This is a genomic window from Brachybacterium epidermidis (assembly GCF_015209585.1).
GTDB lineage: Bacteria > Actinomycetota > Actinomycetes > Actinomycetales > Dermabacteraceae > Brachybacterium > Brachybacterium epidermidis.
The window spans coordinates 521,397-547,045 of the sequence record NZ_JADEYR010000001.1; the positions used below are offsets into that span (position 1 = coordinate 521,397).

The window sequence follows — 25,649 nt, forward strand, 5'->3', positions numbered from 1 at the left end:
CGCGGCTCAGATCTCCTCGCCGGCGCGCAGCACCGTCACCGGGTGGAACTGCGCGTCCACCAGCAGCACATCCGCACGGCACCCCGAGGTGAGGGACCCGATGCGCTCCTGCAGCCCGAGCACCCGGGCGGGGACCGCGGTGGCGGCACGGACGGCCCGCACCAGGTCCACTCCCGAGCCCAGCACCGTGTGGCGCAGCACGTCCAGCAGGTGAGCGGTTCCGCCCGCGACGGAGCCGCCGTGGGTGAGGGTGGCGACACCGCCAGCCACCGTGACGTCCTGCGCGCCCAAGCTGTACTGACCATCCGCCATGCCGGCGGCGGCCATCGCGTCGGTCACCAGCATCACGTGGTCCTCCGCGGCCACCGCGAACACGTGCGCGACGGTGCGGTGGTCCAGGTGCACGCCGTCAGCCACCAGCTCGACCACCATCTGTCCGCGCGCGGCGGCGTCCAGGCAGGCCAGCGCGGGGCCGGGGTCACGGTGGTGGATGGGGCGCATGCCGTTGAACAGGTGAGTGGCGGTGGGCAGCGCGGAGCGGCCGCGTGCGCGCTGCAGGGCCTGCAGCGAGCGCTCGACGCCTTGGGTCATCTCGGCGCTGGTGCAGTCGGTGTGGCCGAGCGACGGGATCGCCCCGGACTCCGCCAGCGCCGTGATCACCGCACCCGCGTCCTCCGCCTCGGGCGCGACGGTCATGGTGGCCAGAGCACCACCGGCGATGGCCGCCAGCTCGCGCACCAGCTCGGCGTCGCCGCCGGTGATGTGCTCGGGGTTCTGGGCGCCCTTGCGGGCCTCGGAGATGAACGGACCCTCCAGGTGGATGGCCGCGATCTCCCCGTCGGCCGCGAGCTGCGCCAGGTCCGCCACCCGCTGCCGCAGCGTGTCGGGGGAGGCGGTGACCAAGGAGGCGACCAGGGAGGTGGTGCCGTGGCGGCGGTGCTCACGCACGGCGTCCATCATCTGCTCGGGCCCGGAGGCGTCAGGGAAGGACGCCCCACCGCCACCGTGGCAGTGGATGTCCACCAGACCCGGAAGGATCAGCCCGTCGTGCCGGACGGTGCGCTGGGCGTTGTACTGCGGCGCCTGGACCGCAGGTCCCGACCAGAGGATCTCGCCGTCGCCCAGCAGCACCAGTGCTCCCGGGACCACGCCCCGTTCCAGGACGGCGGTGCCGTGCAGTGCCAGCTCCGCCTGCAGGGAGGCGCCCTCCGGGCCGAGCTCGGGCACGGAGTGGTCGGCGTCGGTGGGCTCAGCGGGGGCCATGGCTCTCCTGTGACGGTGCTGCGGGGGTTGTGAGGGGGTCAGAACAGGCGGGACTCCACGTCGTCGATGCCCCGCAGGGCGTCGTAGTCGAGGGTCACGCAGTCGATGTCGCGGTCGCCGGCCAGGACCTTCGCCTGGGGCTTGATCGCCTGCGCCGCGAACACGCCGCGCACGGGCGCGAGCAGGGGATCGCGGTTGAGCAGGTCGAGGTAGCGGGTCAGCTGCTCGACGCCGTCGATCTCGCCGCGCCGCTTGATCTCGATGGCCACCGTCTGTCCCTCCGGATCGCGAGCGAGGATGTCCACCGGCCCGATGGCGGTCGCGTACTCGCGTCGCACCAGGGTCCAGCCGGCGCCCAGGGTGTCGATGTTCTCGGCCAGCAGGGCCTGCAGGTGCGCCTCGACGCCGTCCTTGCGCAGCCCCGGGTCCACGCCCAGCTCATGACTGGAGTCCTCGAAGACCTCGTGCAGGCGCACCCGCAGCCGATCGCCGCTCTTGTCGTGCACCACGTCCCACTGCTCGATCCACTCGCCCTCGGGATCATCGGCGATCTCGTCGTCGCTGCGGCGGGTGGTGGTGAGGGTGCACGGCGGGGTCATCCAGTTCAGCGGCTTGTAGCTGCCGCCGTCGGAGTGGACCAGGACGCTGCCGTCGGCCTTGAGGATCAGCAGTCGCGGTGCCAGGGGCAGATGAGCGGTGAGCCGACCGGTGTAGTCGACAGAGCAACGGGCAACCACGAGACGCACCCGGCCAGAGTACGGCATCCGTGGGCGGGTGCACCTGCTCACGTCCCCCTGTTCGGTGGCGGGGGCCGATCGTATCGTGGGAAGGTCCGCCGTCGGGGAAGGAACCCGGCACGCTCCCAAGGAGAAGAACCATCGTGCAACGCGTCCTTGCCGTCCTGCTGGTGCTGCTCGGTGTGGCGGGACTGGTGCTCGGCAGGCTGGGGGGGACCGTCTGGGCTCCCGCCACGGAGCGCACCGCCACCGTCGAGCTGAGCGATCCCGGTCCCGCTGTGCTGATCGACCCCGGTGTGCTGTACGTCGGAGGGCGGGAGGGCGAGGTCGCCATCACCGGCGCCTCCGATGTCTCCCTGATCACCGCTCCGAACGGCGACATCGAGGCCTGGCTGGGCGACTCCCGCTACACGCGGGTGACGGGCCTGTCCGACTGGCAGACCATCACCACCGAAGAGGTGAACCCCGAGGGGCCGGCCGAGCTGCCCGCCCCCACCGAGTCCGACCTGTGGCGCACCGTGGACACCTCCCCCAGCCCGGTGACCCTCGACGTGGCCGAGTTCGCCGCACAGGAGCACGCGCCCAACGAGCAGATGTACCGCGCGATCCTGGTGGTGACCGACGGCACCGCCCCCGGCGCGGAGTCCATCTCGATCACCTGGCCGGTGGAGGCCAAGAACGAGTGGGTCCCCTACGCGTACGCGGGCGGTGCGACCCTCGCCGTGATCGGACTGGTCCTGCTGGTGGTCTCCGCCGGCACCCGTCGCCGTGAGGACGAGGACGAGCCGGTCGAGGAGGCCGACGAGCCCGCGGCCGCGGTGGCACCCGCTGCTGCCGCCGGTGCGGACCCGCGCCGGTTCCCGAGGGCGGAGCGCACCGAGCCGCAGACCGAGCGCATCGACCCGCAGGCCGCCCCGGGGGACGACGGCACCAACGGGACCGACGAGGGCGGCTCGCACCCGGCGGAGGTGCGCTGATGACCCCGACCGCTGACCACTCACCGAGCAAGGACTGCCCCATGCACGCTGCCGAGCCGCCCGTGTCCCCCGCTCCCGAGGCGACGCCATCGCCGCTGGGCCGCCGAGGCCTGCTGCTCGGTACCGGCACCCTGGTGGCCGGTGCCGTGCTGGCCGCCTGCGCATCCGAGCCGGAGCCCCCTGCGGCTCCGCCCACGGGCCCCACCCTGGCCGAGCCCACCCCGGTGACGGGGGAGGGGCAGTTCGAGACCTTCGTGGCCGAGATCCATGACGCTGTGGCAGCGGCCGACGAGGCCCGTGATGCGGCACTGCTGGCGCCGCGCGTGACCGGCTCCGCGGCGGAGTTCCGCACCGCGGCCTACGGCATGATCGCCAAGGCCGAGGAGTGGGCCGCGGATCTCAAGCACCCCGGCAAGGAGCTGATCGTCCCCATGACCTCTGTGGGCGAGGCATTCCCGCGGGTGGCGATCGCGCTGGTCGCCGACTCGGTCGACGAGGGCGTGCCCTACTTCATGGTGCTGCAGCAGAACGACGCCCGGTCCCCGTACACCACCTGGGGATGGGCACAGCAGGCCGTGGGCGTCGACATGCCGATGGTCCCCGACCAGCGAGTGGGCGCAGAGCCCGTGGCCGCGGACGAGTCGGGGCTGCTGAGGACCCCGGCCGAGGCCCTCGCGCTGTACGCCAAGGTGCTCAGCGACGGCGACGGCGCCGATCCCGACGACCTGCTGGCCCCCAACCCCTTCCAGACCGCCACCCATGAGCGCATCCAGGCCGAGCGTGCCGAGCTCAACGCCGGCGTGGAGTGGGACGAGGCCGCCACCATCAAGGAGGTGTACACGGTCAAGGACGGAGAGTTCGCCGGCCTGCGCACCGACGACGGCGGCGCCATCGTGATGGGAACCCTGATGTCCACCCGCAAGGTGAACGTGAAGGACGGCGCCACCATGAGCTACGCCGAGGACAACAAGTACACCAAGCTGATCGGGAAGAAGGAGTTCACCGACACCTACGTGCGTCAGTACGGCACCACGGTGGCGATGTACATCCCGCCGGCGGATGCGGGCACCCAGATCCAGCCCATCGGAGGCACCCAGTCCGCGCTCGGTGCGAGCGGGAGCTGAGCCCGCTTCTCTCTAGACTGGTGCCATCACCGACCGTTCAAGGAGCACACACGTGACCGATCCCTACGGCATCATCGACCTCGCCTCCCTCAAGAAGCCCACCGGGGCGGCCGCCGGCAGCGGTGGCGCCGCGGGTAGCTCGGCGCCCGGTACCCATGAGGTGGCGGTCACCGAGCAGGGCCTCGAGCAGCTGGTGGCAGACTCCCAGCGCATCCCCACCCTGCTGCTGGTGACCAGCTCCCGCGTGCCGGAAGGCCAGGCGTACCTGGACGCGATGCGCCGCGCGGTGGACGCCAAGGGCGGTGCCCTGCGCCTGGCCACGGTGGACGCCGACACCCAGCAGCGGGTCGCCGCAGCACTGCGCGTGCAGCAGCTGCCCACCCTGATGCTGCTGCTGATGGGGCAGGTGCAGCCGATCGCCGAGGCCGTGCTCCCCCTGAGCGAGATCGAGCCGCTGCTCACCCAGATCCTCGACGTGGCCCGTCAGCAGGGGATGGAGCTGCCCGAGGCCGAGGGGCAGGACGCCGCGCAGATGCCCGCCGAGGAGCCGCTGCCGCCCCTGGTGGCCGAGGCCTACGAGGCCATCGAGGCCGGGAACTTCGATGCGGCCGTCACCGCCTTCGAGAAGCAGCTCGACCAGGCCCCGGCCGATGCGGAGGCGAAGGCCGGGCTGGCCACCGTGCAGCTGATGCGGCGCACCCAGGGCGTGGACCTCGAGAGCGTGCGCACGGACGCCGCGAACTCCCCGCGGGACCTCCAGGCGCAGCTGCTGGCCGCCGATGTCGACATGCTGGGCGGTCACGTCGACGACGCGTTCGGGCGCCTGCTGGACCTGCTGCGCGGCGCCGATCAGGAGACCAAGGACGCGGTGCGCGCCCGCCTGCTGGAGCTGTTCGAGATCGCCGGCTCGGGCGATCCTCGCGTGGCCGCCGCCCGCAAGCGCCTGGCGAACCTGCTGTACTGACGCGCCTTTACCGCCGCGCGGCGGACTGCGCAGCACAGGCAACGGCCCGGACCCCGCGAGGGGATCCGGGCCGTTGCGCTCGGTTCCGTGAATGCGCCCTCAGCCGCGGCGCAGGCGCTCCGGTGCCAGCACCACCGCACCCAGCGGCGGAACGGTGAGCCGCACCGAATGCTCCCGGCCGTGCATCGGCACCTGCTCGACGTGCACCTTGCCGAGGTTGCCCACGCCGCTGCCGCCGTAGACGGGGGCATCGGAGTTGAGCACCTCGAGCCAGGCCCCGCCCTCCGGCATCGGCACGCGGTAGTCGTGCCACGGCTCGGTGGAGAAGTTCAGCACCACCACCACCGGGTCCCCGGCGCGGTTGCGGCGAACGAAGCAGAGCGTGTTGTGGCCGGCGTCGTCCCCGATCAGCCACTCGAATCCCTGCGGGTCCTGGTCCAGCTGGTGCAGGGCATCGAACTCCACCTGGAGGGCGTTGAGGTCCTTGACCAGCTGCTGGGCACCGCGGTGCAGCGGGTACTCCAGCAGCCACCAGGGCAGGCCCGCCTGCTCGGACCATTCGGTGCCCTGGCCGAACTCGGAGCCCATGAACAGCAGCTGCTTGCCCGGATGGGTCCACTGGTAGGCCAGGAAGGTGCGCAGCGAGGCCGCCTGCTGCCAGTCGTCCCCGGGGGCCTTGCGCAGCAGGGAGCCCTTGCCGTGGACCACCTCGTCATGGCTGATGGGTAGCACGAAGTTCTCGGAGTACTGGTAGACCATCGAGAAGGTGAGCTCGCCGTGGTGGTACTGGCGGTTGATCGGGTCCTCGCCCAGATACACCAGGGAGTCGTGCATCCAACCCATGTTCCACTTGAAGCCGAAGCCCAGCCCGCCCACGTCCGTGGGACGGGGGACGCCGGGGAAGGAGGTGGACTCCTCGGCGATCATCACGATGCCGGGCGCGCGCTTGTAGGCGGTGGCGTTGGCCTCCTGCAGGAAGTCGATCGCCTCGAGGTTCTCCCTCCCGCCGTGGCGGTTGGGGATCCACTCGCCCTCCTTGCGGGAGTAGTCCAGGTACAGCATGGAGGCCACCGCGTCGACCCGCAGGCCGTCCACGTGGAACTCCTCCAGCCAGTAGCAGGCGTTGGCGACCAGGAAGTTGCGCACCTCCTTGCGGCCCAGGTCGAAGATGTAGGTGCCCCAGTCGGGGTGCTCACCCTTGCGCGGATCGGCGTGCTCGTACAGCGGGCCGCCGTCGAATCGCGCCAGTGCCCATTCGTCCTTCGGGAAGTGCGCGGGCACCCAGTCCATGATCACGCCGATGCCGGCGGCGTGAAGGGTGTCGATGAGGTGCCGCAGCTCATCCGGCGAGCCCAGGCGCGAGGTGGGTGCGTAGTAGCCGGTGACCTGGTAGCCCCAGGAGCCGCCGAAGGGGTGCTCCGCCAGCGGCATGAACTCCACGTGGGTGAAGCCCATGTCGGTCACGTAGTCCACCAGCTCGGTGGCCAGCTCCCGGTAGCCGAGCCCCGGGCGCCAGCTGGCCAGGTGCACCTCGTAGATCGACATCCGCGAGGCGACCGCGTCGCTCTCGGCGCGGGCGGCCAGCCAGGCGTCGTCCTTCCATTCGTAGTCGCTGGTGGTGACGACGGAGCCGGTGGCCGGGGGCACTTCGGCCAGACGGGCCATCGGATCGGCCTTGTCGCGCCACACGCCGTCGGAGCCCAGGATGCGGAACTTGTACACCTCGCCGTCTCCGATGCCGGGGACGAACAGCTCCCACACGCCGGAGCCGCCGAGGGAGCGCAGGGAGTGGCTGCGCCCCTCCCAGCCGTTGAAGGAGCCCACCACCTGCACGGCGCGGGCGCTCGGGGCCCACACCGCGAAGCTGGTGCCCTCGACGTCCTCCACCGTGCGCACGTGGGCGCCCAGGGCGCGCCACAGCTCCTCGTGGCGGCCCTCACGGATCAGATGGAGGTCCAGCTCGCCCAGGGTGGGCCAGAAGCGGTACGGCTCCTCGAGGACGACCGGGTCCGCGCCCTCCTCCCACACGACGCGCAGCTGGTAGGAGGTCAGGGCGGCGAGGTTGATCGCGGCCACCCACACCCCGTCGTACTCGTGCTGCATCGGGTGCGCGGCGCCGTCGGCCGTGAGCACCTCAACGGCATGGGCGAAGGGCTTGAGGGTGCGCACGGTGACGCCTCCCTCGTACTGGTGGGCGCCCAGCACCGAGTGGGGGTCGTGGTAGCTTCCGGTGGCGGCCGAGCCCAGTTCGTGCTCGCCGAGCGGCATCACCCGGGGACCGCTGAGGGAGCCGACGGGCTCGTCGACCGACGGTGCCTGGGGTGCGGAGTGCGCCTGGGGGGCGGACTGAACCGGGCCCGCGGGTGCGGAGGGACGCTGCGGGTCCCTCGGGGTGGTGGGGTCGGGGGTCTCAGGCATCTCGTTCCTCCTCGGGATGGATCACGCGCAGGACATGGGCGGGCCGGTCGGCGGCGCTCAGGATCACATACGGGTCGCGGTTCCAGGTGAAGCGCTCACCGGTGAGCAGATCCTCGACCTCGAACTCCTCACCGACGCCCAGCGCCGCAGGATCCAGGTGGAGGGTGGTCCATGCGTCGCGGTCGTGCTCGGTCAGCGAGACCACCAGCACGGTGTCCGCCGTGCCGGTGCCGGTCTCCTCCGCCTCCAGGTGCTTGGAGAACACCAGCACCTGCGGGTCGTCCGCAGTGTGGAAGCGGATGGAGGTGAGGGACTGCAGGGCGGGGTGCTCGCGGCGGATCCGGTTCAGGTCCCGCAGCAGCGGTTCGAGGCTCTCGCCCCGAGCCAGGGCCCCGGCGGAGTCGCGCGGCTTGTACTCGTACTTCTCGTTGTCGATCTGCTCCTGGGCGCCGGGCCGCGGCACGTCCTCCACCAGTTCGTAGCCGGAGTAGATGCCCCAGGTGGGCACCAGGGTGGCCGCCAGGATCGCCCGCAGCACGAAGGCGCGGTGTCCGCCCCCGGTCATGAACGGGGTGAGGATGTCGTGGGTGGTGGGCCAGAAGCTCGGGCGCATGTAGTGCGCCGAGGCGGCGAGCTCCTCGAGGTACTCCCTCAGCTCGACGGGGGAGTGGCGCCAGGTGAAGTAGGTGTAGGACTGGTGGAAGCCGACCTTGCCGAGGGTGTGCATCATGGTGGGCCGGGTGAAGGCCTCGGCCAGGAAGATCACCTCGGGGTGGGTGCGGTCGAACTCCTCGAGCAGCTCCTGCCAGAAGCGCACGGGCTTGGTGTGCGGGTTGTCCACCCGGAACAGGGTCACCCCGTGCTCCACCCACAGCTCGAGCATGTCCCGGATCGCGGTGTACAGGCCCTCGTAGTCGGCCTCGAAGCTCAGCGGGTAGATGTCCTGGTACTTCTTCGGGGGGTTCTCGGCGTAGGCGATGGTCCCGTCGGGACGGATCACGAACCACTCGGGGTGCTCGGTGACCCACGGGTGGTCCGGGGAGCACTGCAGGGCGATGTCCATCGCCACCTCGAGCCCGAGCTCCTTGGCGCGGGCCACGAAGGCATCGAAGTCCTCCATGGTGCCCAGGTCGGGATGGATCGCGTCGTGCCCGCCGTCGGGGGAGCCGATCGCATAGGGCGAGCCGGGATCGCCCTCGCGCGGGTCCAGCGTGTTGTTGCGGCCCTTGCGGAAGGTGGTGCCGATCGGATGGATCGGGGTCAGGTAGGCCACGTCGAAGCCCATGTCGGCGATGCGGTCCAGGGACTCCGCGGCCGTGGCCAGCGTGCCGGAGACCCACCCGCCCTGCTCGGGGTCGAAACGGGCACCCTCGGAGCGGGGGAAGCACTCGTACCAGGAGCCGAACAGGGCCAGCTTCCGGTGCACGACCAGCGGGTACGGGCCCGCGACGGTGACTCCCTCCCGCAGCGGTCGCTCATGCATGACGCCGCGCAGATCCGCCGCCAGGGCCGGACTCACACGGCCGGAGGGTGACAGCGAGGTGTCGCGCAGGCTGCCGATCGCGGCTCGCAGGCGGGGGCCGTCGGCCTCGGGGCGGGTGCCCTCGGTGATCTCCGCCAGGGCGCGCTCCAGCACCTGGACGCCCTCCGCAGCCACCAGCGCGGTGTCGATACCGGCGGGGATCTTCACCTCGGCGGTGTGCACCCAGGTGTCGTAGGGGGAGGAGAAGGCCTCCACGCGGAAGGACCAGTGGCCGGTGGACCCCGGCCGCACGGTGGTCTCCCACAGGTCCAGGCCCGGGTTCACGCTCTCCAGGCGGCGCACCTGCTCGCTGCCGTCAGGAGCGGTGAGCACCACCTGCACACCCATCGCGTCGTGCCCCTCGCGGAAGGCGTTGACGCGGACGGGGACCGTCTCGCCCTCGACGCAGGAGGCGGGGAAGCGCCCGCCGTCCACGACCGGGGAGACATCCATGATCGGGATGCGGCCGATGCCGGCGTCGAGTCCCGCGGGCCGGGTGGTCTCGGGCCGGGAAGTCTCGGGTCGGGAAGTCTCGGGCCGGGATGGCGTGGCGCGCTGCTGCGGCGTCCGGGAGGGGACGGGCCGGCGTCCGGGGGCGATGGGCTCGGGCATGTCTGCTCCTGCCTGCGGTGAGGTCGTCCTGGCGGTTCTCACGATAGCCGCTCGACCGGGGTGATCCCGAGCACGATCACGCTTCCGGGACCGATCGGCACGCGCCCGCCCTGGACCGGCCCGGTGGGCAGGTCCCCCTGGTCCTCCAGCGCGCTGTCGAACAGCACGCGCGTGGGGCCCTCGGGCCAGGGCGCCGACGGCAGCGTGAGCTCCACCCGCTGGGCCTCGGTGGAGATCACGATCAGCAGGTGCTCGGTGCCGCCCGGGCCCGGGACCCCGGGGCGGAGCATCGCCAGCAGGTGCTGGGAGGGGTCCATCCAGTCGGCGTGCTCCATGCCGATGCCGTCGGCCCCGAACCAGGCCACCTGCCCCGCATCCAGGGCGTGGGGATCGGCCGGGCGCAGGAAGTGGGGGCTGCGCAGCTGCGGGTGCTCGGCACGCAGCCGCAGCAGTGCCTTGACCGAGTCCCGCAGGGCGCGGTCCTCCGGGCGCAGGTCCCAGTGGACCCACGAGATCTCGTTGTCCTGGCAGTAGGCGTTGTTGTTGCCGCGCTGGCTGCGGCCGAACTCGTCGCCCGCGGTGAGCATCGGGGTGCCCGAGGCCAGCAGCAGGGTGGCCAGCATCCCGCGGGCCGTGCGCCGGCGGGCCGCCCGCAGGGCGCCGGCCTCGTCGTCGTGGCCCTCTGGCTCCCCTTCGAATCCGTGGTTCCAGGAGCGGTTGTCATCGGTGCCGTCGCGGTTGTCCTCGCCGTTGGCCTCGTTGCGCTTGACCTCGTAGGTGGTGAGGTCGTGGAGGGTGAAACCGTCGTGGGCGGTGACGAAGTTGACCGAGGCCCACGGGGAGCGCAGGGAGCGGCCGACCGGGAGGTTCTCGGGATCGCGCGCTGTGAACAGGTCGCTGGAGGCGGTCAGGCGGGTGGCCAGATCGCGCACCCCGCCCACGGCATCGGTGCCGTGGCGCCGTCGCACCGCACGGTCGGAGAGCCAGAAGGCACGGATGTCGTCCCGGAAGGAGTCGTTCCACTCCGCGAACGGGGCGGGGAAGCTGCCGGTCTGCCAGCCGCCGGTGCCCACGTCCCACGGCTCGGCGATCAGCTTGACCCGTCGCAGCACGGGATCGGTGGCGATGGCGCGCAACAACGGGTGGTCGGGACGGAAGCCGCGCTCGTCGCGGCCCAGGGTGGCGGCCAGGTCGAAGCGGAACCCGTCGACGTGGACCTCCTCCACCCAGTACCGCAGGGAGCTGAGGATCAGGTCCATCACGTGCACCGAGCGCGGGTCGAGGGTGCCGCCGGTCCCGGTGACGTCCAGGAAGGATCCGTGGTCCATCCAGTAGTACTCGCGGTTGTCCAGCCCCCGCAGGGACAGGGACGGCCCGCCCGCCCCGCCCTCCGCGGCGTGGTTGTCCACCCCGTCCAGCACCACCTCCAGGCCTGCCGCGTGGAGGCTGCGCACCAAGGTCTTGACCTCGTCCAGCACGGCCTGGGCGCCCGCACGCTGGGCGGCCGCCGTGGCCAGGCCCGGCTCCGGCGCCAGGAACGACAGGCTCGAGTAGCCCCAGTAGTTGGTCAGGCCCAACCGGGTCAGGTGCGGCTCGTCCATCGCCGCGTGGGTCGGCAGCAGTTCGACGGTGGTCACACCCAGGTCCCGCAGGTAGCCGGTCACGGCGGGATGGCCCAGCCCGGCGTAGGTGCCGCGCTGCTCGGCCGGGACGTCCGGATGCAGCCGGGTGAAGCCCTTGACGTGCAGCTCGTACAGCACGGTCTCGTCCCAGTCCACCAGGGGGCGCAGATCGCCCTGCCAGTCGAAGCGGTCGCTGGTGACCACCGACCACACCGCCGTCTCCGCGTCGTCCTGGCCGCTGGGGACCAGCTGCTCGCCCACCGGGTCGAGCATCGCGTCGACCTCATGGGCGAAGAAGGAGCTCAGCAGGGGAGAGGTGTGGGAGATGCCGCGGGCGTAGGGATCCACCAGCAGCTTGCGAGGGTTCCCGTAGAGCCCGGCCTCGGGGTTCCACGGCCCGTGCACCCGCAGGCCGTAGCGGGTGCCGGGCGTCATCCCCGTGACGTGGTCCCAGCGCAGACCGCCGTCGTAGTGGCGCAGGCGTCGGCGCACCTCGGTGCTCCCGCTCTGGATGCAGAGGTCCACGTGGCCGGCCCGAGGTGCGGCCACCGCGAAGGTCCCACGACCGAGCTCGTCCACGCTGAGACCGGGGGCGGTGGGAGCCACCGGCGGGGTGGGGCGGTCGAAACGATCGGCATGCACCTCGGCATTGTTTCATCGTCGTCGCCAGGTACAGACCGCATCCTGCCCGCCCCGTGGTGCGACAGCGGCTAGTATCGCCTCGGTGCCCCGTGCTCCGTCCCGGTGCCGGACGCCGACCGTCCTCGGGGGAGGAACGGGTACCGTTCACCGAACAGTCCGCCGACGGGGGAGCCGCAGCAGATGAGCCAGCCACCGAACCAGCAGCCCGCCCGCCCCGGTGCGCCTGGCGCGCCCTCCGATCAGCCCGGTCGGGGCCACAGCGGCGGGCCCCAGCGCGGTGCCGGCTCCTTCGCACCGTCGGCCGCCTCGATCGCCCCGGCCGACATGGAGCGCTCCGCCGACATCGTGCGCACCATCACCGAGGTGTTCCAGTCCCGCGTGGTGGGGCAGGAGAACCTGCGGCTGAGCCTGCTCACCTCGCTCGCCGCCGGTGGCCACGTGCTGCTGGAGTCCGTGCCCGGTCTGGCCAAGACCACGGCCGCCAGCGCGCTGGCCTCGGCGATCACCGGCTCCTTCTCCCGTATCCAGTGCACCCCGGACCTCATGCCGAACGACATCATCGGCACGCAGATCTTCAACTACGGCTCCGGCACGTTCACCACCCAGCTGGGGCCGGTGCACGCCAACGTGGTGCTGCTGGACGAGATCAACCGCTCCTCGGCCAAGACCCAGTCGGCGATGCTCGAGGCGATGCAGGAGCGCCAGACCTCCATCGGCGGCGAGATCCACAGGCTGCCCGAGCCGTTCATGGTGCTGGCCACCCAGAACCCCATCGAGGAGGAGGGCACCTACGTGCTGCCCGAGGCCCAGATGGACCGCTTCCTGATGAAGGAGGTGCTCACCTACCCGCGCCCCGCCGAGGAGCACGAGATCCTGGACCGCTCCACCGCGGGCAGTCTCACGGGGCCCCGCAAGGCGGTGAAGGCGGTGAGCCTCGAGGACATCCGCTTCCTCCAGGAGATGGTGGACACCGTCTACGTGGACCCCGCGGTCAAGCGGTACATCATCGACGTGGTCTTCACCACCCGCGGTTCCGGGCCCCGACCGGTGCCCAACCTCACCCAGTCGGTGCGGGTGGGCGCCAGTCCCCGAGGCTCCCTCGCCCTGATGCGGGTGGGGCAGGCCCATGCCCTCCTGCACGGGCGGGACTACGTCACCCCGGACGACGTCCGCGCCATGCGCTACGGCGTGCTGCGACACCGCCTGGTGCTCACCTTCGACGCCCTGGCCAGCGGGATCAAGCCCGAGCAGATCATCGACGCGGTGTTCCACGCCGTGCCGATGCCCTGACGCGGGCGCGGAGCGCACCGATGGCGACCTCGCTGCTCACCCGGGTCAAGGCCCGGGTGGACCTGCACACCTCGAACCGGGCGCGCGGCCTGATCCAGGGCCGCGGCCGGTCCCTGTTCAAGGGCAGCGGCGAGGACTTCGACGACCTGAAGTACTACCAGCCCGGCGACAAGATCTCCGACATCGACTGGAAGGCCACGGCGCGCTCGGGCGAGCCGCTGATCCGTCAGTTCAACGAGGAGCGGGTGCGGCACCTCTCGATCGTGGCCGACACCTCCTCGGCGATGGCCGCGACCGCCGCCGACGGCAGCTCCAAGCGCGACACGATGGTGATGGCCGCCGGGATGATCTGCTACCTGGCCCAGAAGAGCGGGGACCTGGTGGGCCTGGTCGCCGGGGACGACTCCCACCCTATCCAGCTTCCGGCCCGCTCCAGCGACGGCCACCTCGAGCTGCTGCTGCGGACCATCCAACAGGCCACCACCACCGCCTCGCCCCCGAAGGACACGGCCTGGCTGCTCGAGCGGGCCTTCCGCGTCACCAGCCGCTCCACCCTGATGACGATCATCACTGACGAGGCCGGGCCCGACGTCGAGGACTTCTCGCTGCTGCGCCGCCTGACCACCCGCCACGACGTGATGGTGGTGCGCATCGCCGATGCCGACCCCCTGCAGCCCGCCTCCCTCGACTTCGACGTGGTGGATGTGGACTCCCCCCGGGAGATCGCCTCCATAGCCCGCACCTCCAAGCGGGTGGCGCAGGACGTCCAGGCGTACCGCCAGGCACGTCGGCAGGGCATCGACGAAATGCTGGATCGGCTGCACCTGTCCCACGTGCTGTCCACGGGGGAGACCACCGTGATCGACGACATGGTGACGATGCTGAGGTCGAGGGAGTTCCGCCATGCCCGTGCCTGAACGGATCCTCGCCGCCCCGCCGGAGATCATCGACCCGCCCCAGTACTCGGTGGCCTGGGCGATCCTCGCGATCCTGTGCGCCCTGACCATCACGGCACTGGTGTGGGGCACGCTGCGGATCACCCGGGGGGTCGAGAAGCGTGCCGCCTATCGCCGCCGGCCCAGCGACGTGGAGAACCTCAAGGCCGAGTTCCTGCGCTCGGTCAACGACATCGCCGACCGTCACGAGGCCGGGCAGCTGGAGGCACGGGCCGGGCACCTCGAGCTCACCGGTGTGATGCGGCGGTTCGTACGCCGCACCACCGGGCACGACGTGACCAGCCAGGACGTCTCCACCCTGCTGGCGGAGCCGCGCACCCGACCGGTGGGTGAGCTGATCGCAGCGCTGTACGAGCCGGACTTCGCTCCGGCCTCGGACGCCCAGCTGCACGACTCCGTGCGTCGCGCACGGGAGGTGATCCGGCGATGGTCATGATCTTCTGGTGGGTCACCGCCCTGCTGCTGCTGGCCGCCCTGGCCGTCTGGGCGATCACCTTCTGGAACCGTCGGGCGATGCGGAAGTCGCCCGTGCTGGTGGCGAACTCCTCGTACATGGACCACATCCCGAGCTTCGTGCGCGCCCAGCGCACCGCCCGCGTGGTGCGGGTGCTCCAGGTCGCGATCGCGGTGATCGGCGTGGTCGCCGCATCCCTGCTCTCCGGGCGGATCGCCAGTGAGCGGATCGAGACCCCTGACTTCGCCTCCCGCGACATCGTGCTGTGCCTGGACGTGTCCGGATCGATGTACGAGTACGACACCGAGATCCTGCAGACCTTCGCCGAGATGGTGGACGGCTTCGAAGGAGAGCGGGTCGCACTGTCGATCTTCAACTCCACCAGCCGCACGGTGTTCCCGCTGACCAACGACTACGACCTGATCCACCGCGAGCTCACCGAAGGTGCGGAGGCGATCGACTTCGACGAGTTCGGGTACCGACTGGGCACCCGCGACTACGACGACGAGAAGGTGCGCAAGTACGTCGACTTCGTGGAGGGCACGCGGGGCATCGCCGATGAGGCCTCGATCGTCCCGGACGGCCTGGCCTCCTGCGGGATGCTCTTCGACCGGGCCGAGGAGGACCGCTCCCGCTCGATCATCTTCGCCACCGACAACGAGGTCAACGGCTCCCCGATCTTCACGCTCGAGGAGGCCGCCGACTCGGTCGCACGCCGTGACATCACCCTGTACACCTTCTACCCCGGTGCCTACGAGTGCGGTGAGGAGTGCCTCGCGGAGCTGAGGACGGCCACCGAGGACAACGACGGCGTGCTGTACCAGTCCACGGACCCGGACGCGATCCCCTCGATCATCCAGGACATCCAGCGCACCCAGGCCGCTGCCATGGGGGCCACTCCCACGGTGGTGCGCACCGACCATCCGGGGCTGGGCTTCGTGCTGACGTTCCTGTCCCTGATCGGGGTCATCGCCATCGGATGGAGGGCCCGATGATCCGCCTCGAGCCGCTGATGCCGCTGTGGGCCTCGATCCCGCTGTTCGGTCTGCTGCTGATCGCGTGCGTGACACTGCTGGTGCTGCGGCCCCGCCAGCGGGTGGCGTGGCTGCGCCGCGCCCTGATGGTGATGCTGCTGCTGGTGGTGGCGCTGCGACCGGTCACCCCCCTGGAGGGCGAGCAGACCCAGCGCATGAACGCCAACGTGTTCTTCGTGGTGGACCGCACCGGCTCGATGAACGCCGAGGACTATGCGGAGGGCCGGCCCCGCATGGAGGGCGTCAAGGCCGACATGGACCGCATCATGGGCATGACCGAAGGGGCCCGCTACGGGATCATCGCCTTCGACTCCACCGCCACCGAGCAGCTGCCGCTGACCACCGACGCCGGCGCGGCGCGGGCGTGGATCGACACCCTCACCACCGAGCCCACCGCCTACTCCCAGGGCTCCAATGTCGATCGTCCACTGAACTCCCTGCTCACGGCCCTCTCGGAGACCCGGCAGCAGGACCCTGACTCGCACATCCTGGTGTACTTCCTCTCCGACGGGGAGAACACCGATGAGCGGGAGTCGGAGTCCTTCGGGCAGGCCAACCCCATGGTCGACGGCGGAGCGGTGCTCGGCTACGGCACGGCCGAGGGCGGGCCGATGAAGGCGCGTGGCGGGGAGAACGACGGGGAGTACATCCCCGATGGCGACGGCGGCCAGGGCATCTCCTCGATCGACCAGGCCCAGCTGGAGAAGATCGCCGCGGACCTGGGTGTGCCCTACCTGCACCGCACCGATCCGGAGGCACCCATCGAGGGCACCATGGAGGGGATCACCCTGCGGCCGGTGCCGATGGAGTCCTCGCGCAGCGTCGCCAGCTTCGAGGACTGGTACTGGATCGCCGCGATCCCCCTGGCGGCCCTGTTCATCTGGGAGCTGGGGGAGATGACCTACCGGCTGCCGCGACGGCTGGACCGCTACGACATCTCAGGAGCCCAGCGATGAGCACCTCGACCGATGCCCCGCGCGCCGAGCAGCATGCAGAGCAGGGGGATGCCCCGCTGGAGCGGGCCTCCCGCCCCAAGGGGCGCCCGGAGAACTTCGGCCTGGACGTCACGCGCCTGCGGCGCACCCGGGCCATCGTGTTCGCGATCCTGGCCCTGCCGATCCTGGCGCTGGGACTGCTGATGGTGAAGTTCGTGTCGATGCCGATCACCCAGGCATGGCATCAGTCGGCCTACGAGGACGGTGCCTACCCCACGGCGATCGAGCGCCTGCAGCCGGTGTGGGTGGCCAACTGGTTCGAGCCGTACCTCCCGCACCTGACCCGCGGCACGGACCTGCTGCAGCAGGGCGAGAACGCCGCCGCCGAGGAGGAGCTGCGCCAGGCCCTGGAGAAGTGGAACAACGGCAAGGACCTCAACCAGCCGCTGCACGCCCAGTGCAAGATCATCAACAACCTCGCCATCGCGATCGAGCGCCAGGCCGAGCAGATCGAGGACCCCGCCCAGCGCGCCGACCGGCTGTACGAGGCCGAGGAGCTGATGGCCGTGTGCGGCGGCGGAGGCGGCGGTGGCGAAGGCGAGGGGCAGGGCGGCGGTGGCGAGGGCGAGGGCCAGGGAGGCTCCGGCAACGAGGACTCCGAGACCACCGAGGAGAACGGCGAGCGCATCCGCGAGAAGCGCCGCGAGGCCGATGAGGAGGCCGGCAACGACCCCGACGACCGCGGCACCGAGCAGGGCGGGCAAGGCGACCAGCCCGGCGGGGACTCCCCGCCCCCGGTTGGCGACCCCAAGCGCGAGGACCCCGAGGGGGACGGCCCCGAGGAGGAGGCCCCCACCGACGGCGGCAGCGAGGAGCAGAAGAAGCAGGACGAGCTGGAGGAGCGCAACCGCGACGCCCAGGGCGGCGAGGGCGAGGACGACACCGGTGGCGACCAGGAGGAGACCAAGCCGTGGTGAGACCGGGCGAGGCCCAGCAGGGTGATCGCGCGAGGCTCGACGACCGCGCCTACCTCGACCATGCGGCGACCACGGTACTGCGTCCCGCGGCGCGGGAGGCCTACCTCGAAGCCTCGCTGGTGCGAGGGAACCCTTCCTCGGTGCACACCTCGGGGCGCCGCGCGCGTGCGGTGCTCGATGAGTCCCTGGAGCGCATCGCCGGACTGCTGGGCGTGCCCCGCAGCTGGCTGATCCTCACCTCCGGCGGCACGGAGGCCGACAACCTCGCCATCCGCGCGGTGGCGCTGGGCGCACGGGCAGCCGAGGGAAAGCGCCGGGCCGTGGCTGTCGCCGCGACCGACCACCCGGCGGTGCTGGCGACCGCGCGCTCCCTGGAGGACACCGACCTGAGGCTGCTGCCGGTGGACGGGAACGGGCGCCTGGTGCCCGAGGCAGTGGCCGAGGCCCTCGCCGACGGCACGGTGAGCGTGGCCAGCGCGGCCCTGGCGAACAACGAGACCGGTGCCGTGCAGGACATCGCGGCCCTCGCCGCGCTCGCCCATGAGCGCGGCACGCTGGTGCACACCGATGCCGTCCAGGGCATCGGGCACGTGCCCTTGCCTTCGTGGGAGGACGTCGACCTGATGTCACTGTCGGGGCACAAGATCGGTGCACCGGTGGGAGTGGGCGCCCTGGTCGCGAAGCCCGAGGTGCCGATGGCGGTGACCAGCACCGGGGGCGGCCAGCAGCGCGGTGTGCGCTCGGGCACCCTGGACGCCGCCCATGCCGCCTCCTTCGCGGCGGCCCTGGGGGAGCTGATGGGGCAGCGCGAGCAGGAGAACGCGCACTGCCGCGCGCTCGCCTCACGGCTGCGGGAGGGGATCCGTGCCGTGGACCCCACCGCCCGCCTCACGCTGGAGGAGTCCGCGCCCCAGGCCGGGCACATCGTCCACGTGGTGTTCCCGGGCGCCGACCCCGACTCCCTGCTGTTCCTGTTGGACGAGCGCGGCGTGGACTGCTCGGCCGGATCCGCCTGCTCGGCGGGGGTCACCCAGGCCAGCCCGGTGCTGGCGGCGATGGGCATCAGCGATGCGGATGCCCGGGGTGCACTGCGCCTGTCCCTGGGCTGGAACAGCACCGAGCGCGAGGTCGACATGCTGCTGCGGGCTCTGCCCGAAGCACTGACGAGGGCACGGGCCGTGGGCTCCCTGTTCGGCTGAGGGAGAGGACGCATCTCACGTCCTGTGTGCCGCCCGCCGGCCGCGGGGGTCCGTAGACTCGAGCACCGACATCGGGTTCGATCCGGGCGGGCGCAGCCCCCGGGGGCCCGGACGGCACGCATGATCAGAGGGGACCAGTGGCGTGAAGGTACTGGCGGCGATGAGCGGCGGGGTGGACTCCGCTGTGGCTGCCGCTCGCGCCGTCGAGGCCGGGCACGAGGTCGTGGGCGTGCACATGGCGCTGTCCAAGAACCGCGACCAGCGCCGCACCGGGTCACGGGGCTGCTGCACCGTGGAGGACGCCTCCGACGCCCGTCGCGCCGCCGACCGCATCGGCATCCCGTACTACGTGTGGGATCTCTCCGACGACTTCCACGACCTGGTGGTCGAGGACTTCCTGTCCGAGTACGCCGCCGGGCGCACTCCCAACCCGTGCGTGCGCTGCAATGAGCGCATCAAGTTCGCGTCCCTGCTGGAACGGGCCACCTTGCTGGGGTTCGATGCGGTGTGCACCGGCCACTACGCGACCATCGGCCGCAACGGCCCGGATGGTGCGCGGTCCCTGCACCGCTCGCGCAACAGTGCCAAGGACCAGAGCTACGTGCTCGCGGTGATGGGGCCCGAGGCCCTGGAGCGCTCCCTGTTCCCCCTGGGCGAGTTCGAGGACAAGCAGGCCGTGCGTGAGGAGGCCCGCACCCGCGGCCTCGGGGTCTCCACCAAGCCCGACAGCTACGACATCTGCTTCATCGCCGATGGCGACACCCGCGGATTCCTCGAGCGCAGCCTGGGGGAGGTGCCCGGTGAGGTGGTGGACACCGAGGGTGCCGTGCTGGGGGAGCACAGCGGCACCCACGGCTACACCATCGGCCAGCGCAAGGGGCTGGGGATCCAGCACCCCGCGGCCGATGGTCGACCCCGCTACGTGGTGGACATCGACCCCGGCCGCCGCCAGGTGGTCGTCGGTGCCGCCGAGCTGCTCAGCACCCGTGAGCTGATCGCCGCCGACGTGATCGGCTTCGAGCCGCTCGAGGCCGGCAGGCCCGTCCACGCCCAGATCAGGGCCCACGGCGAGGCCGTGCCCGGGACGATCGAGCATGCCCCCGACGGCGCCGACCGTCAGCTGCGGGTGCGCCTGGACTCACCTGTGCGGGGCGTGGCCCCCGGGCAGACCCTTGTGCTGTACGACGGTGACCGTGTGCTGGCCGCCGCAACCCTGGAGCGCCGCGCATGAACCCCCTGGTCACCGTCACCGGCGACGGCACCTTCCGGGCCCCCCTCGATACGGCCCAGGGGACCGTCGGCGAGCTGGAGGACCCCGTGCTGGCCGCTCTGCTGCGGCTGCGGTCCCTGCTCGGGGACGACCCCGAGGACCAGATCGCCACCAGGCTCTACCTGCCCTCGGCCCTCGGCGTCGACGACATCGACCACCTGCTGCCCGCCTCCTTGGCCCTGCTGACCGGCACCAGCGGCGACCTCACCAGCTACGGCTGGCGCCTGGGGCCGGGCATCGGTCGCGCCTGGCAGCGCGCGCAGGACCTGCGCGACCGCACCCTCGATGCCGCCCGGATCGCACTGCTGGGCTACCAGGGACCGCTCACCGTCACCACGATGGGGCCGGCCACACTGGCGGCCGCCACCTATCTTCCCTCGGGCGAGCGCACCCTGGCCGACCGAGGCGCGGTGAGGGACCTGCCGATGCTGCTGGCCGAGGGGATCGGCGAGCATGTGGCCGCGCTCCGCGAGCGCGTCCCCGGGGCGCGTCCCCACCTGCTGCTGCGGGAGGACGCCGTGGACGCCGTGGTCGCGGGCCGTATCCCCACCCCTTCGGGCAGGCGACGCTACCCGGCCGTGCACGGGCCGCAGGTGGGCACCCTGTGGCGGTGCCTGATCGCGGGCCTCGCCTCCGCCTGCGAGCTGGACCTCGAGGCGATCACCCTGGGCCTCGGCACGCATGTCACCGTGCTGCGCACGGCCCGCGAGATCGGGGTGCGGCGTCTCGCTGTCTCACCGGCCCGCCTGCCCGCGCTCGAATCGGCCGACGGGCGCGAGCTGTGGGAGGAGCTGGCCGCGGCCCATGACGCGGGCTGCCGGCTCGAGCTGGCCGTCGACCCCCGTACCGGCGGCATGAGCGCCGTGCTGGACCGTGTGCTGGAGACCTGGCAGAAGCTGGGGTACGGCCCGCGGGATGCGGCCGGGTTCACCCTGATCGCGCACACCGGGGCCTCACACGCCGTGCGCGGTTCGCGACCGGACCCGTCCGAGCAGCCCGATCGCTCGTCCCTGCTGGACGAGTCGACGATCGAGGCGCTCCTGCGGGCGGCCCCCGCGTGGGCCGAGCGCGTGGAGAGCTGATAGCCCGACGCCGTCAGGCCGCGAGCAGCGCGCCTGCCAGCCCGGTGCCCGTGACCACCACCAGCACCAGTGCTGCCAGGACGACGGGCCGGCCGCCCACTCCGCGCAGCAGGGAGATCCGCACCCCCGTTCCGAGCGCGAACATCGCCGCGGCCAGCAGCAGCGCCTGGGCCGGCTGCGCGAGGCCCAGCACCGGCTCGGGCAGGATCCCCGTGGAGCGCACCGCCACTGCCACCAGGAACCCCAGGATGAAGCCCGGGATCAGTGGCACGCCAGCAGCGCCGCCGCCGTCATCGCCCTCCACGGACTCGGCCGCGGCGCGGCGCAGGCTCAGCGTGACCACCGCCGCCACCGGGGCCAGCATCAGCACCCTGCCCAGCTTCACCACCACCGCGGCGCTCAGCGCCGGATCCCCGATCAGGCTGCCGGCGGCGACCACCTGGGCCACCTCCAGCACGGACAGCCCCGTCCAGATCCCCGCGGTCTCCTGCGGCAGTTCCAGCAGGTGGGCGAGCACGGGCATCAGGGGGATCATCAGGGTTCCGAACACCACCACCAGCGCCACCGCCGTGGCCGTGCGTGTCTCGTGCTGGGCCGCACGTTCCGGGTCGCGATCCCGGTGGGCCCCGGCGAGCACACCGCTGATACCGGCCACGGCCGCGGCCCCGCAGATCGAGAAGCCGCAGCTGATCAGCGCGGTCAGGTCCGCGGGGAGGCGCAGCAGGCGACCGATCAGCAGCCCGCTGCCCACGCCGACCGCCACCACCGTCACGATCGCAGCGATCACCACCGGCCCCAGCGCCAGCACGTCGCCGAGTGCCAGCTGCAGTCCCAGCAGCACGATGCCTGCGCGCAGCACGGTACGGGCCGCGACGTCCAGGCCGGGCTGGAGCGCGGGGTGTACCAGAGGGGAGTTCGCCAGCGCCGCACCCAGCAGGATCGCGACCAGTGCGGGGGAGGCGGCCGGGACCATGCGGCTCAGCGCCACCGTGGCCGCGCCGACCTTCAGGCTCAGCAGGAGCCCGGGCAGCACGCCGCGCGCACGGTGCTGCACCGAACCTCCGGACCCGCTGTCCGTCATGAGGGTGGGGCCGGGGCGGTCTGCAGGGGTGGACGTGGTGGGCACAGCAGTTCGCGGCATGGAGATCAGCCTCCGCCTGCCCGCGCTGCGGCGGAACCCCCGCGATCGGCCCACCCCATATCATCAGTGATATGGAGAGGTCGCGTGCACGCTCGGACATCGGCTCCCTCGAGCTGCTCGTCACCATCGCAGAGCGAGGCAGCCTCTCCGCGGCCGCGGCGGCCCTGGACATCGCCCAGCCCAATGCCTCCCGGCAGCTCTCCCGCCTCGAGCGGCTCCTGGGGGTGAGACTGTTCGATCGGGGCACCCGCGGCACCGAGCCCACACCGGCCGGCCGGGTCGCCGTCGAGCACGCCCGCCGAGTGCTCGATGCGGCCGACGGCCTCGTGGACCAGGTACGGGCCGCGGCCGGCAGCGGGCGGGTGCGCATCGTGGCCTCCCAGACCATCGCCGAGCACCTGATGCCCACATTCCTGGCAGCCCTCGCGGCGGACCTGCCCGGGGTGCCCGCCTCCTTCGAGGTGGAGAACACCGCCGGCGTGCTCGCCGCCGTCCGACGCGGGCGGGCCGATCTTGGCTTCGTGGAAGGGGCCGAGGACCCCGTCGGGCTCCACAGTCGCGTGATCGGGCACGACCGGCTGGTAGCGGTGGTCGCCCCCACCCACCCGTGGGCGCACGGCACCGGCATCGCGGCCCGTGCGCTGGCCGACACCCCGCTGATCGTGCGGGAGGAGGGGTCCGGCACCCGTGAGGTGCTTGCCCGTGCTCTTGCGCCGCTCCCCACCGCCGAGCCCGCTCTCGTCCTGCACTCCAACGCGGCCGTGCGCACGGCGGCGGCGGGTGGTGCCGGTTGCGCGCTGCTGAGCGAGCTGGTGGTCGCCGCCGATATCCGCGAGGGCCGACTGGTGCGCGTCCCGGTGCACGGGCTGGACCTGCGCAGATCCCTGAGAGTGGTGTGGGACGGCCCCTGGCCCGCGAGGCTCGACGGTGCTCTGCACGCACTGATCGATCAGCAGGGGTGAGGCGTCGGTGGGGCCTGACAGAATGTGCCCCGTGAGCAGAACGCCGAAAGATCAGACCGACGCCCCCGCCGAGCACAGCGACGCCCGGCCGGCGCAGGAGCGCATCGCCGAGCTCACCGCGAGGATCGAGCAGGCGCGCGTGGAGTACTACGAGCACGACGCCCCGACGCTCTCGGACGCCGAGTACGACCAGCTCGAACGGGAGCTGCGCACCCTCGAGGAGGCGAACCCGCAGCTGGCGGCCGCTGATTCGCCCACGCAGACCGTCGGCGGCGCAGTCGCGGTAGGTTTCGCCCCTGTCGCCCACATCGAGCGGATGATGAGCCTGGACAACGCCTTCGAGCTCGAGGAGATCGATGCCTGGGCCGCCCGGGCCGCGGAAGGCCTGGGTGCCGGTGCCTCCGAGGTGCGCTACCTGACCGAGCTGAAGATCGACGGCCTCGCCATCTCCCTGGTGTACGAGAACGGCGCGCTGGTGCGGGGCGTGACCCGGGGTGACGGCCGCGTGGGGGAGGACGTCACCGCCAATGTGCGCACCATCGAGTCGGTGCCCCACCGCCTGCACACCGAGGACCCGCCCGCGCTGCTGGAGGTGCGCGGAGAAGTGTTCTACCCCACCGCCGCGTTCGAGGAGCTCAACGAGCAGCGCCGCGAGTCGGGGCTGGCCGAGTTCGCCAATCCCCGCAACACCGCAGCGGGGTCCCTGCGGCAGAAGGACTCCTCCGTGACCGCCTCGCGGGCGCTCGCCATGTACGTGCACGGGATCGGCACCCATGAAGGGGTCAGCGTCGGTTCGCAGTCCGAGGTGTACGAGCTGCTGGCCTCCTGGGGGCTGCCCACCTCCCCCCACACACGTGTGCTGAAGGGCCTGGAGCAGGTGCGGGAGTTCATCACCGAGCGGGGCGAGAAGCGGCACGACGTCGAGCACGAGATCGACGGCATCGTGATCAAGATCGACTCCTTCGCGCAGCAGCGCGCCCTGGGCTCCACCTCCCGAGCACCTCGCTGGGCGATCGCCTTCAAGTACCCGCCCGAGGAGGTCACCACGAAGCTCCTGGACATCCAGGTCAACGTGGGCCGTACCGGGCGGGTGACGCCCTACGGCGTGATGGAGCCGGTGAAGGTGGCCGGCTCCACGGTGGAGATGGCCACCCTGCACAACCAGTTCGAGGTGGAGCGCAAGGGCGTGCTGATCGGCGACACCATCGTGCTGCGCAAGGCGGGGGACGTGATCCCCGAGATCCTGGGCCCCGTGGAGGCGCTGCGCGACGGCTCCGAGAAGCCCTTCGTGATGCCCTCCCACTGCCCCTCCTGCGGCACGGCGATCAAGCCGGAGAAGGAGGGCGACAAGGACTGGCGCTGTCCCAATGCGAAGGACTGCCCCGCCCAGGTCACCGGGCGTATCGAGCACGCCGCCTCCCGCGGGGCCTTCGACATCGAGTCCCTCGGTGAGGAGTCCGCGATCGCGCTGACCGACCCGGACAAGCGCCGCGAGCAGGCCCTCGCCGCCCTGCGTGCCGGCCATGCCGTGCACGTGCCGATCCGCACCGCGGAGGCGCTGGCGTCGGAGTCCTTCGCGGTGATCCAGGGCGGCCAGGTCACGGGCGGCACCGACGGGGTACCTCAGCTGCGCATCACCCGCGAGGACGATCCCGCCCTGCCCGCCCCCAGCAGCCCGTGGTGCGCACCGGGGAGAACCTCTTCGACCTCACCGCGGAGGATCTCCACGAGGTGGTGGTGTGGCAGCCCGAGCGGCGCGACGGTGAGCCGACGGGTGACTGGCGCATCACCCCCGCGTTCTGGTCCCGCCCCGCGTGGCGCTACTACAAGCGCGATGCGCAGTGGCGGCAGGTGGGCCAGGAGCGCCCCGCCGCGAACACCGTGAAGCTGATCGAGGAGCTGGAGAAGGCCAAGGACCAGCCGCTGTGGCGGGTGCTGGTGGCCCTGTCCATCCGGCACGTGGGGCCCACCGCCGCCCGCTCCCTGGCCACCGCCTACGGCTCGATGGACGCGATCCGCGCGGCGAGCGTCGAGGAGCTGGCCGGCACCGACGGGGTGGGCCCGATCATCGCCGAAGCGGTCACCGAGTGGTTCGCTGTGGACTGGCACGACGCCCTGGTGCGCGCCTGGGAGGCCAGCGGTGTTCGCATGGCCGACGAGGTCGAGGAGGGCTTCGTGAAGACCCTCGAGGGCCTCACCGTGGTGGTCACCGGCGGCTTGGAGGGCTTCACCCGCGACGGCGCCAAGGAGGCGATCATCTCCCGCGGCGGCAAGGCCTCCGGTTCGGTGTCGAAGAAGACCCACTACGTCGTGGTCGGTGAGAACGCCGGCTCCAAGGCCGCCAAGGCCGAGGAGCTGGGCCTGCGGATCCTCGACGAGGCCGGTTTCGTCGCGCTGCTGACCGAGGGACCCGCAGGCGTGGGGGATGAGCCCGAGGGCAAGAGCGCGGAGGAGTCGTGAGCGCGGAG

19 protein-coding genes and 1 pseudogene are annotated in these 25,649 nt (G+C 71.7%); 14 read left to right on the top strand and 6 right to left on the bottom strand.

Annotation, left to right across the window (positions count from 1 at the left end; all coding sequences use genetic code 11):
• Positions 1–6: 6 nt before the first annotated feature.
• Both IOE58_RS02390 and nucS read right to left on the bottom strand, forming a co-directional pair.
• Positions 7–1,263, bottom strand: a complete 1,257-nt coding sequence (locus IOE58_RS02390) for an N-acetylglucosamine-6-phosphate deacetylase (protein ID WP_193864809.1) — start codon at positions 1,261–1,263, stop codon at positions 7–9.
• A 38-nt stretch (positions 1,264–1,301) separates the two neighbouring features.
• The gene (gene nucS / locus IOE58_RS02395) at positions 1,302–2,009 is read right to left on the bottom strand and encodes an endonuclease NucS (RefSeq protein ID WP_193864810.1); all 708 of its coding nucleotides are present in this window, start codon (positions 2,007–2,009) and stop codon (positions 1,302–1,304) included.
• Between the two features lie 134 nt (positions 2,010–2,143).
• Between nucS and IOE58_RS02400 the strand changes: the two genes are divergently transcribed.
• Genes IOE58_RS02400 through IOE58_RS14720 form a run of 3 tightly spaced genes read left to right on the top strand, consistent with a single transcriptional unit; the run spans position 2,144 to position 5,065 of the window.
• The gene (locus IOE58_RS02400; protein WP_193864811.1) at positions 2,144–2,977 is read left to right on the top strand and encodes a hypothetical protein; all 834 of its coding nucleotides are present in this window, start codon (positions 2,144–2,146) and stop codon (positions 2,975–2,977) included.
• On the top strand, positions 2,977–4,101 hold the full coding sequence (locus tag IOE58_RS02405) for a DUF8094 domain-containing protein (RefSeq protein WP_228018491.1): 1,125 nt from the start codon (positions 2,977–2,979) through the stop codon (positions 4,099–4,101). Before IOE58_RS02400 ends, IOE58_RS02405 begins: the two co-directional genes overlap by 1 nt.
• Positions 4,102–4,153: 52 nt before the next feature.
• A complete protein-coding gene (locus IOE58_RS14720) occupies positions 4,154–5,065 on the top strand; it encodes a co-chaperone YbbN (protein WP_193864812.1) in 912 nt (303 codons plus the stop codon).
• Between the two features lie 99 nt (positions 5,066–5,164).
• Here the strand turns inward: IOE58_RS14720 and glgB are convergent, their stop codons facing one another.
• The 3 genes from glgB to glgX form a co-directional block, all read right to left on the bottom strand.
• Positions 5,165–7,483 carry a 1,4-alpha-glucan branching protein GlgB gene (gene glgB / locus IOE58_RS02415; protein ID WP_228018493.1) on the bottom strand — a complete coding sequence of 773 codons (2,319 nt, stop codon included), beginning with the start codon at positions 7,481–7,483 and terminating at the stop codon, positions 5,165–5,167.
• Positions 7,476–9,458, bottom strand: coding sequence for an alpha-1,4-glucan--maltose-1-phosphate maltosyltransferase (locus IOE58_RS02420; protein WP_431831688.1), 1,983 nt, complete (start codon positions 9,456–9,458; stop codon positions 7,476–7,478). The genes glgB and IOE58_RS02420 overlap by 8 nt, the downstream gene beginning before the upstream one ends.
• Positions 9,459–9,655: 197 nt before the next feature.
• Positions 9,656–11,881, bottom strand: coding sequence for a glycogen debranching protein GlgX (gene glgX, locus IOE58_RS02425; protein ID WP_193864814.1), 2,226 nt, complete (start codon positions 11,879–11,881; stop codon positions 9,656–9,658).
• A gap of 180 nt (positions 11,882–12,061) precedes the next feature.
• Here glgX and IOE58_RS02430 point away from each other — a divergent pair, with 180 nt between their 5' ends.
• The 9 genes from IOE58_RS02430 (at position 12,062) to IOE58_RS02470 (ending at position 21,078) form a co-directional block, all read left to right on the top strand.
• The gene (locus IOE58_RS02430) at positions 12,062–13,171 is read left to right on the top strand and encodes an AAA family ATPase (RefSeq protein WP_396121460.1); all 1,110 of its coding nucleotides are present in this window, start codon (positions 12,062–12,064) and stop codon (positions 13,169–13,171) included.
• Positions 13,172–13,191: 20 nt separating this feature from the next.
• Positions 13,192–14,088, top strand: a complete 897-nt coding sequence (locus IOE58_RS02435) for a DUF58 domain-containing protein (RefSeq protein WP_193864815.1) — start codon at positions 13,192–13,194, stop codon at positions 14,086–14,088.
• Positions 14,075–14,563 (top strand): hypothetical protein, encoded by a 489-nt coding sequence (locus IOE58_RS02440; protein ID WP_193864816.1) that lies wholly within the window; start codon positions 14,075–14,077, stop codon positions 14,561–14,563. The genes IOE58_RS02435 and IOE58_RS02440 overlap by 14 nt, the downstream gene beginning before the upstream one ends.
• Positions 14,554–15,576 (top strand): vWA domain-containing protein, encoded by a 1,023-nt coding sequence (locus tag IOE58_RS02445; protein ID WP_193864817.1) that lies wholly within the window; start codon positions 14,554–14,556, stop codon positions 15,574–15,576. The genes IOE58_RS02440 and IOE58_RS02445 overlap by 10 nt, the downstream gene beginning before the upstream one ends.
• Positions 15,573–16,571 (top strand): vWA domain-containing protein, encoded by a 999-nt coding sequence (locus IOE58_RS02450; RefSeq protein WP_193864818.1) that lies wholly within the window; start codon positions 15,573–15,575, stop codon positions 16,569–16,571. Before IOE58_RS02445 ends, IOE58_RS02450 begins: the two co-directional genes overlap by 4 nt.
• Entirely contained in the window at positions 16,568–17,527 is a 960-nt protein-coding gene (locus IOE58_RS02455) for a hypothetical protein (RefSeq protein WP_193864819.1), read from the top strand. Before IOE58_RS02450 ends, IOE58_RS02455 begins: the two co-directional genes overlap by 4 nt.
• Positions 17,524–18,726 carry a cysteine desulfurase family protein gene (locus tag IOE58_RS02460; protein ID WP_193864820.1) on the top strand — a complete coding sequence of 401 codons (1,203 nt, stop codon included), beginning with the start codon at positions 17,524–17,526 and terminating at the stop codon, positions 18,724–18,726. Before IOE58_RS02455 ends, IOE58_RS02460 begins: the two co-directional genes overlap by 4 nt.
• Before the next feature lie 142 nt (positions 18,727–18,868).
• Complete coding sequence (gene mnmA, locus IOE58_RS02465; protein WP_193864821.1) at positions 18,869–19,957, top strand: tRNA 2-thiouridine(34) synthase MnmA; 1,089 nt, start codon at positions 18,869–18,871, stop codon at positions 19,955–19,957.
• Positions 19,954–21,078 (top strand): hypothetical protein, encoded by a 1,125-nt coding sequence (locus tag IOE58_RS02470; protein WP_193864822.1) that lies wholly within the window; start codon positions 19,954–19,956, stop codon positions 21,076–21,078. Before mnmA ends, IOE58_RS02470 begins: the two co-directional genes overlap by 4 nt.
• 13 nt (positions 21,079–21,091) lie before the next feature.
• Here the strand turns inward: IOE58_RS02470 and IOE58_RS02475 are convergent, their stop codons facing one another.
• Positions 21,092–22,219, bottom strand: coding sequence for a YeiH family protein (locus IOE58_RS02475; RefSeq protein WP_228018495.1), 1,128 nt, complete (start codon positions 22,217–22,219; stop codon positions 21,092–21,094).
• Between the two features lie 71 nt (positions 22,220–22,290).
• Here IOE58_RS02475 and IOE58_RS02480 point away from each other — a divergent pair, with 71 nt between their 5' ends.
• Together IOE58_RS02480 and ligA are read left to right on the top strand one after the other, a co-directional pair.
• The gene (locus IOE58_RS02480; RefSeq protein WP_193864823.1) at positions 22,291–23,181 is read left to right on the top strand and encodes a LysR family transcriptional regulator; all 891 of its coding nucleotides are present in this window, start codon (positions 22,291–22,293) and stop codon (positions 23,179–23,181) included.
• Between the two features lie 22 nt (positions 23,182–23,203).
• Positions 23,204–25,641 (top strand): annotated as a pseudogene (gene ligA / locus IOE58_RS02485) (NAD-dependent DNA ligase LigA).
• Positions 25,642–25,649 lie beyond the last annotated feature (8 nt).

Excerpts from the sequence above, each read along its gene's own strand:
- IOE58_RS02455 (WP_193864819.1), top strand. The coding sequence starts at position 16,568 with ATGAGCACCTCGACCGATGCCCCGCGCGCCGAGCAGCATGCAGAGCAG.
- IOE58_RS02420 (WP_431831688.1), bottom strand. The coding sequence starts at position 9,458 with ATGGATGTCTCCCCGGTCGTGGACGGCGGGCGCTTCCCCGCCTCCTGC.
- IOE58_RS02480 (WP_193864823.1), top strand. The coding sequence starts at position 22,291 with ATGGAGAGGTCGCGTGCACGCTCGGACATCGGCTCCCTCGAGCTGCTC.
- IOE58_RS02475 (WP_228018495.1), bottom strand. The coding sequence starts at position 22,219 with ATGCCGCGAACTGCTGTGCCCACCACGTCCACCCCTGCAGACCGCCCC.
- glgB (WP_228018493.1), bottom strand. The coding sequence starts at position 7,483 with ATGCCTGAGACCCCCGACCCCACCACCCCGAGGGACCCGCAGCGTCCC.
- IOE58_RS02450 (WP_193864818.1), top strand. The coding sequence starts at position 15,573 with ATGATCCGCCTCGAGCCGCTGATGCCGCTGTGGGCCTCGATCCCGCTG.
- IOE58_RS02430 (WP_396121460.1), top strand. The coding sequence starts at position 12,062 with ATGAGCCAGCCACCGAACCAGCAGCCCGCCCGCCCCGGTGCGCCTGGC.
- IOE58_RS02435 (WP_193864815.1), top strand. The coding sequence starts at position 13,192 with ATGGCGACCTCGCTGCTCACCCGGGTCAAGGCCCGGGTGGACCTGCAC.
- IOE58_RS02445 (WP_193864817.1), top strand. The coding sequence starts at position 14,554 with ATGGTCATGATCTTCTGGTGGGTCACCGCCCTGCTGCTGCTGGCCGCC.
- IOE58_RS02390 (WP_193864809.1), bottom strand. The coding sequence starts at position 1,263 with ATGGCCCCCGCTGAGCCCACCGACGCCGACCACTCCGTGCCCGAGCTC.
- IOE58_RS02470 (WP_193864822.1), top strand. The coding sequence starts at position 19,954 with ATGAACCCCCTGGTCACCGTCACCGGCGACGGCACCTTCCGGGCCCCC.
- IOE58_RS02405 (WP_228018491.1), top strand. The coding sequence starts at position 2,977 with ATGACCCCGACCGCTGACCACTCACCGAGCAAGGACTGCCCCATGCAC.
- IOE58_RS02440 (WP_193864816.1), top strand. The coding sequence starts at position 14,075 with ATGCCCGTGCCTGAACGGATCCTCGCCGCCCCGCCGGAGATCATCGAC.